4 protein-coding genes are annotated in these 6,990 nt (G+C 39.6%); all 4 read right to left on the bottom strand.

Going from position 1 to position 6,990, the window contains the following annotated elements; all coding sequences use genetic code 11:
* Positions 1-153: 153 nt before the first annotated feature.
* Complete coding sequence (locus CYJ57_RS06600; RefSeq protein ID WP_101954614.1) at positions 154-1,485, bottom strand: DUF5633 domain-containing protein; 1,332 nt, start codon at positions 1,483-1,485, stop codon at positions 154-156.
* Between the two features lie 59 nt (positions 1,486-1,544).
* The gene (locus CYJ57_RS06595) at positions 1,545-2,585 is read right to left on the bottom strand and encodes an LPXTG cell wall anchor domain-containing protein (RefSeq protein ID WP_101954613.1); all 1,041 of its coding nucleotides are present in this window, start codon (positions 2,583-2,585) and stop codon (positions 1,545-1,547) included.
* A 206-nt stretch (positions 2,586-2,791) separates the two neighbouring features.
* Complete coding sequence (locus tag CYJ57_RS06590; RefSeq protein ID WP_180764430.1) at positions 2,792-5,005, bottom strand: glycosyltransferase family 4 protein; 2,214 nt, start codon at positions 5,003-5,005, stop codon at positions 2,792-2,794.
* A 455-nt stretch (positions 5,006-5,460) separates the two neighbouring features.
* Complete coding sequence (locus CYJ57_RS06585; protein ID WP_101954611.1) at positions 5,461-6,954, bottom strand: CAP domain-containing protein; 1,494 nt, start codon at positions 6,952-6,954, stop codon at positions 5,461-5,463.
* Positions 6,955-6,990: the final 36 nt, after the last annotated feature.

Here is a 6,990-nt window from a genome sequence, read left to right as displayed (position 1 = left end):
TTTTAGGAATTCTATGGCTCTTTTTCAATATAAAATAAAAAATGATGCCAATGAGTTTTCACTCACCAACATCATTTATTATAGAACCAAAAAAACCAGACCCCGATTACGGGATCTGGTTGAAAGATCTATTAGATTAATTGGTTAGACTAATTAGTTTTCTTCTTTTTTAGAAGCTACTAAGCCTAATCCAGCTAATACAGATAATGCTGCTCCACCGAAGATTGCGAATGAAGATACTTCACCTGTTTCAGGTAATTTTTCTTTCTTATCTTCTTTCTTAGCTTCTTCTTTTTTACCTTCTTCAGGTTTAACTTCTTTAGCTGGAGTTTCAGGTTTTAAGTTCACTGAGAAGTTTACATCTTCAGCTTCTTTAATGATTGCTGCTACTTCGTTAGCTGATTCAGCATTTAAAATAGCTTTAGTGAAGTGTTCAACTTCTGCTTTTGTTAAAGCTTTTAATAACTCTAAGCGAGCAAGTGCTTCTGCTTTAACTGTATCTAAGTCTTTTTCTGGTGTTTCTGGTTTTGGTTCTTCTGGTTTTGGTTCAGCTGGTTTTTCAGGAGTTTCTGGTGCTACCGCTGAATCAACGAATAAGCGATAGTAGTAACGTCCATCTGCACCTTGGCTAACTTCGAATGCGTTATTGATTGGATCGTTTTCTAATGCTTTTTTCGCTGCTGCTTCAGCTTCTTCTCTTGTTGCGTATCCATCAACTTCTGCTTCTGGAGCTTCTGGAGCTTCAGCTTCTTCTGTAGATAATTCTACATAGTATTTATTATCTGCACCTTTTACAATTTTATAAGATTTGTTAACTTTATCTGTTTCTAAGTGCTTTTTAGCTGCTTTATGAGCATCATCTTCCGTATCAAATGGAATTTCAGTGATGTGAAGCTCTTCAGCAGGTGTTAATGGTGTTACTTCTGGAGCAGGTGTTTCTGGAGTAGTTGTTTCTTCTACTACTTCAGGAGATAATTTAACATACCATCCACCAAACTCTTGAACAACTTTACCAGAGTTATGGATGATACCTTTATATTCATCTAAGTATGCTTTAAGAGCATCTTCAGCTTCTTTTTTAGTTTCAAATTTTTTACTTGTTAATTTTTCAGCTTCTTCTGGTGCTTTTATTTTTTTATACTCGTCAATTGTTACACGAGGTTTTTTTTCATCTTCTGGAGCAGGTGCTTCTGGAGCAGTTGTTTCTACTTCTGCAGGAGAAAGAACATAGATCCATTTTCCTGCAAGGTTTTGAGAAACAGTAAATGATTTGTTTAATGTATCTGTTTCTAAAGCTTTTTTAGCTGCTGCTTCTGCGGCTTCTTCAGAATCAAATCCTACTTCGTTGTCTCCTTTTTCTGGAGCTTTTTCAGTTTCTTCTCCTACTTGTGCAGATTCTTCAGCTAATACAACTGGAGCTACTGTTCCTGCAAGTACAAATGCTGCAGAAGATAATGCTGCTAATTTAACTAATGATTTTTTCATTTAGAATACTTCCTTTCGTAAAATGTATCTTAATTTAACTTATAATTTCAGTTGAAGAATTATTTTTCTTCTTTGAATTTAGGAGCAACTAAACCTACACCAGATAATACTGCTAATGCAGCTGCACCGAAGATTGCGTATGAAGTAGCTTCACCAGTTTCTGGTAATTGCTCACCTTTTGAAGCAGCTTTTCCTGATTCTTTACCAGCTTCTTTTTCTGCTTCTTTTTCAGGTGTTACTTCTTTTTTGTCTTCGCCTTCCACTTCGATACTTTTATCTGTATCTTGTAATATACCTTCTACGTAGTTTTTGATTGTACCTTTAGTACCTGCTACTTTTTCGTAAGTAGTGAATACGTAGTATTTACCGTTTTCGAACATTGGGAATGATCCTGGGAATGCAGCCATTGCATCTTCGAATGTATCGAATTCATGAACAAAACGAGGTGCTTTGTTTGTGTAAACTACATATTTACCAGTTTCTGAATCGTACATTGGGTTAGCATCTTCACCAAATGCTTCATATGCTTCTTGAACTGTATCAAATGAGTATTGTAAGCGTGGTGCTTGGAATGCAAATACATAGTATTTACCGTTTTCGTACATTGGGTCTAAGTTAGGGAATGCATTTAATGCATCTTGTACGTTATCGAATACGTATGTTTTACGTCCGCCACGGTTTGTGAATACTACATAGTCTTCAGTTGCTGGATCGTACATTACGAATGCATCTGGATAAGCATCTACTGCTTCACCTAAAGTTTTGAAGCGACGTCCAACGTTTTCAAATGCGTTAACTGGCGCATCTTTGTCAACTTTAGCGTCTGCTCCGTAAGGGTCAGTTGGGTCTACTGTAGTTTCAGCTGGAGCTGGAGTTTCTGTTGTTTCACCAACTTTTGATGATTCTACAAAGAATTGACCGTCTTTTTCAACAACTGTAAGTGTTTCACCTGGATCTACGTTTTGGTTAGCCCAGTATTGTGCTGATTCAGCATCGCTGAATGCAGGTGATACAATTTGTCCTGCTAATGCAGCAGCTGATCCTGCTAATGTTAATGCAACGGTTGTTGTTGCCATTAATTTAACTAATGATTTTTTCATAATAAATACCTCCATTTGGTACTATAAATTTATTTTTTGGATAGGGTTTTCCCTTTCCTCACTTATAACTATACGCAATTCTTAAGAAAAAGTAAAGGATTTCTTAAGACTTTTATATTACATTTACCATTTTTTGTTATATTAGCGTAACATTCATTACATGTCTGACTTATTCGGTGAGATTCTGTCATTTTATAGAAATTTATTTAAAAGTACATTCCTAACTGACGCATTTCGCGGTAATCATCGTCTCTTACAGCGAACATCACCGCATCTAAAATTTGCTGATTCACGGAAGTGCGATTGAACACAGCCTGGTAGTTAACTAAGTTCAGGTCTGAATACGAGGGCTTTGGCTCCGATAATTTTGCTCGAAGAACTGAGCTAATCTGCTGCGCGTCGGGTTCGATCCAAGTCGTCACTTTGGGATTGGCATATTCTGGGATGACGCCGAACCGGGTTACTAAGAGCTGCAACCCACTTGCCATCGCTTCTAATAAACTGATTGGCAGGGTCTCATGCTGATAGGTCGTTGGCAAGACAAAGTAATCCATCTGCTTCAACAACCAAGCTTTATCTTGACCTTTAACTGCTTCAATATAATAGACATCATCGAGTGGCTCAATTAATCGTAAGAATTGCGCTTTAACGGCGGAATTAAAGAATTGACCTGCAAAGAAAAATTGGTAACCACTGTCTGCGAGCTGTCTTGATGCTTCAAGCACCGTTAAATAACCTTTTTCTTCGATAAAGTTACTGAAATAAATCACGCGTTTGCCAGTTTTTTGTGCATAGTCCGCCTCACTAATAAACAATTCCGGCGCGATCCCATTCGGAATCGTTCGGAACTTCTCGGCCGGGATCTTAAAGCCTTCAAACATTTGTCGCTGACTGTGACCAAGTAAAATAATCAAGCTGACGCGACGATAGACACGACGATTCAACCAGCGCAGTAGCCGATGTTGTCGCATCAATTGACCATAGTGACGTGTATGGAAATGCGTCACGACACTGGCTCCACTATAGAGCATAAGTTTGAGATAAACTAAATCACGTAAGTTGCCCCATACGGTTGCAGATGGGGTGAAATAATACGTTAACGCTGGCGTATGTAAGATGTGCCAACAATTTTTGAGGAATTGTCGATTATCGGTAATATCCAACGTCACGACATGCTGCTCCCCTAGCATGTGTTTGGCATGCTGGGTAAAATCATCGAGCGCTTGACCTAACCCCGTCTCACTGCGTGATAGTTGGCCAACAATGGCCAAAGGAATCATCTTCTCTTGAACGGTTAAGCTAGCTAGGAAGCACAGCCAAAGCGGATTATAGATTGGGTTGAACAAATGATGGGCAATCACACCGTGAATTGCGAAAATCACCGCAACAAATCCATAAGTCGTCAATCCTTGTCGGAATAATCGTCGAATCAAATCACTAAAATAATACAATGCGAGTAAAGTATAGGCGATTCCAAAGCGTAATAACATTTGTAAATAAGAGCTATCGATAAAGTTGTAAGGCTTCGACGGATCAAATTGGCCGAACCCATTCATCTCGATTACTTGTCCGAAGAATGTCAGTGGATAACTTTCTAAAGCTTGTTGTACTAAATGAAGTCGACCCGATAATAGATGGTCAACGAACTGCCATAAATTATCGGTCTCGCTATAATATCCTGCGAGTCCAATCGAGATGAGTGCCATTATTGGAACCGACCAAGCGAGCCACGTCCCCAAGCGATAACCCCACTGTCTCCGTGATGCGACCGCAATCAAGGCTAATACGACGAGTAAGATCGCATCTAATCGAGTACCAGTCAGTAGATACGTTACGAAAGCGAGGACAAAGCCGATAAGCGTATCCACACGCTGAAGTCGTTGGTGCCGAATCATTAAGTACATACCATATAAGTAGAAAATTAACGATGCGGCATCGGTCGGATACTGTATTCCTAAGGCTAAGCGTGCTGTATACCCATCTTCACGATAAAAGATTCGATTTTCAATTAAACCAACTGCAGCCGATAACAGTGTGATTAGGAAAATAATCCCAACCGTCTTCATAGTCACTCGAACCATTCGATCAATTGGAATATTAAGCGCACCTAACGTCAAAATTAAATAATACAAAATATAATTTTGCCCACCAATGAGGCCCACCAAGATTGAAACTACGACCAAGGGGAGTATATAAAGTAGTTGATTTTTTGTGTACTTTCTGTCATAAAGGCCGAGCCCAATTTTGATTAAAACAAATATTAACGGCACTTTCGATATTGGAGCGAAGATAGCTGGAATAGGGAATGTAGTAATTAATAATAAGTTCCAGGCAATAAACCAAATTAGCGGCCCCAAAAATAAAAGGTCTTGGTGCTCACGTAGTAACTTTAAAAGATTAAGTTGCTTCAATGATTCCATTATGTCACCTCCTGATTGAATTTTCTGAGCATAGTATATCATAATATTATGCGTTTTCAATTTGCTACTTCAGGCAATGTAAAATGTGTTCCTGAGAGATTGGATACAGTGAACCTATCTGGAACTTTGATTCTAGATAGGTTCAGCCGGCAAACCTATCTGGATTAATGATTCTAGATAGTTTCAGGCACCGAACCTATCTGGATTTTCGATTCTAAATAGGTTCAAGCACCAAACCTATCTAGATTTTCGATTCTAAATAGGTTCAAGCACCAAACCTATCTGGATTTTCGATTCTAAATAGGTTCAAGCACCGAACCTATCTGGATTTACGATTCTAAATAGATTTAAGCAGCAAACCTACTTGGATTCCCAAATCCAGGATGATTCGCACAAATTATAATAAATAAAATAGCGCAAGGCGTGAACCTTGCGCTTAATGTATCATGCTTCAATTATTGTTTTTTGTTACGTCGACCTGGAGCAATTAAGAAGATACCTGCAACTACGGCCAATGCCGCTGCTAACATGATAATCCAGTTATTGGTCTCACCTGTTTTTGGTAGGCCTTCTTTCGTTGTTGTTTCAGCCGTTGTCGTCGTTGCTGTTTGAGTTGTTGAGCTTGAGGCTGCAACAACATGTTTTGTGGCTACCGCTGTTTGACCGTTAATGGTTGAGCTAACTTCAATAATATCTCCAGCTTTCAATGGCTCAGATAATTTGACGCTATAAGCACCTTGTTTATCTGCTTTTGTCGTATAAGTTGAAGCAGCATGGGCTGTCTTAAATACTGAACGTGACTGTGCTTTGTGCTTGATTGTCACTGTCACGTGAGCATCTGCTGTTGTAATACCTGATACCACTTGAGAACCTACAGCTACCGGATAAATTGACACACTATGGACTGGCGCTGCTGTCGTATACTCAACAGTTGTTGTCGTTGTCGTCGTTACAGGAGCAGCAGTTGTTGATTCAACCGTTGTTGTGGTCGTTGACGAACTTGCTTCCGTTTCTTCAACCGTAGTCGTCGTTGTCGTACTTGAACTTGTCTCAGGTTCAACAGTTGTGGTAGTTGTTGAAGAACTGGTCTCAGGCTCAACAGTTGTTGTTGTTGTTGAAGAACTGGTCTCAGGTTCAACAGTTGTTGTGGTGGTTGAAGAGCTTGTTTCTGGCTCAACCGTCGTTGTTGTGCTTGAGCTTGTTTCTGGTTCTTCAGTTGTTGTGGTTGACGAACTTTCTTCCGTTACTTCAACGGTTGTTGTCGTCGTTGAGTCTTCCTCTGTCTCTTCAACAGTCGTTGTGGTTGTCGTTGTTGACTCTGTCTCCTCTGGAAGTGGTAGGGCAGATCCAAGTGGAATATCTCCGCCTGCTAAAATACCCACATAAGAAACAACTCCGTTTCCATCTGCATGTTCAGCAAAACCGATGTATTTTAAATCAATGTTCAATAAATTATGTAAATGACCATTAGCCCCATTTGAAAATCCTTGCGCATCAATTAGCGCTTGAACTTCACCGGCTCCCCAACTGTCCGTAATTGCTGAGTAAATGGATGATTGACCTTTTGCTAATATTTCTCCAGCAGGGCTAGGCGTTTGACTAAACACTGTAGACCACTCGGTCCCATTAGGACGGGTATGATGATCTAACCCATTTTCTTGTTCTTTCGCACGAATTTGAGCTGCTTCTGCTAATCCAGGAGCCCAATATACTGCTGAGACATATGCATTTTTATCTGGATAAAGGGCTTGTAAAGACGTTCCGTTGTATGGGAGATTTTGTTCCCAACTTAAAGCGCGGAGTTCCTTCACGGTCTCAATCGCAGCGCTCAAATCTTGCGCTTGCGCTACTGGCATATCTCCAAAAGATACAATACTTGGCACAACATTCGTACTACCTAAGATAAATAAACTACAAATCGTTGCAAACTTTAATAATGATTTACGCATCGTAATCCTCCTCCTTAAAGTCTATTAAATTACTTG

It is taken from the genome of Falseniella ignava (assembly GCF_002847645.1).
GTDB lineage: Bacteria > Bacillota > Bacilli > Lactobacillales > Aerococcaceae > Falseniella > Falseniella ignava.
The sequence above is the reverse complement of the archived record's forward strand: the minus strand, read 5'-3'. Positions and strand labels throughout refer to the sequence as shown.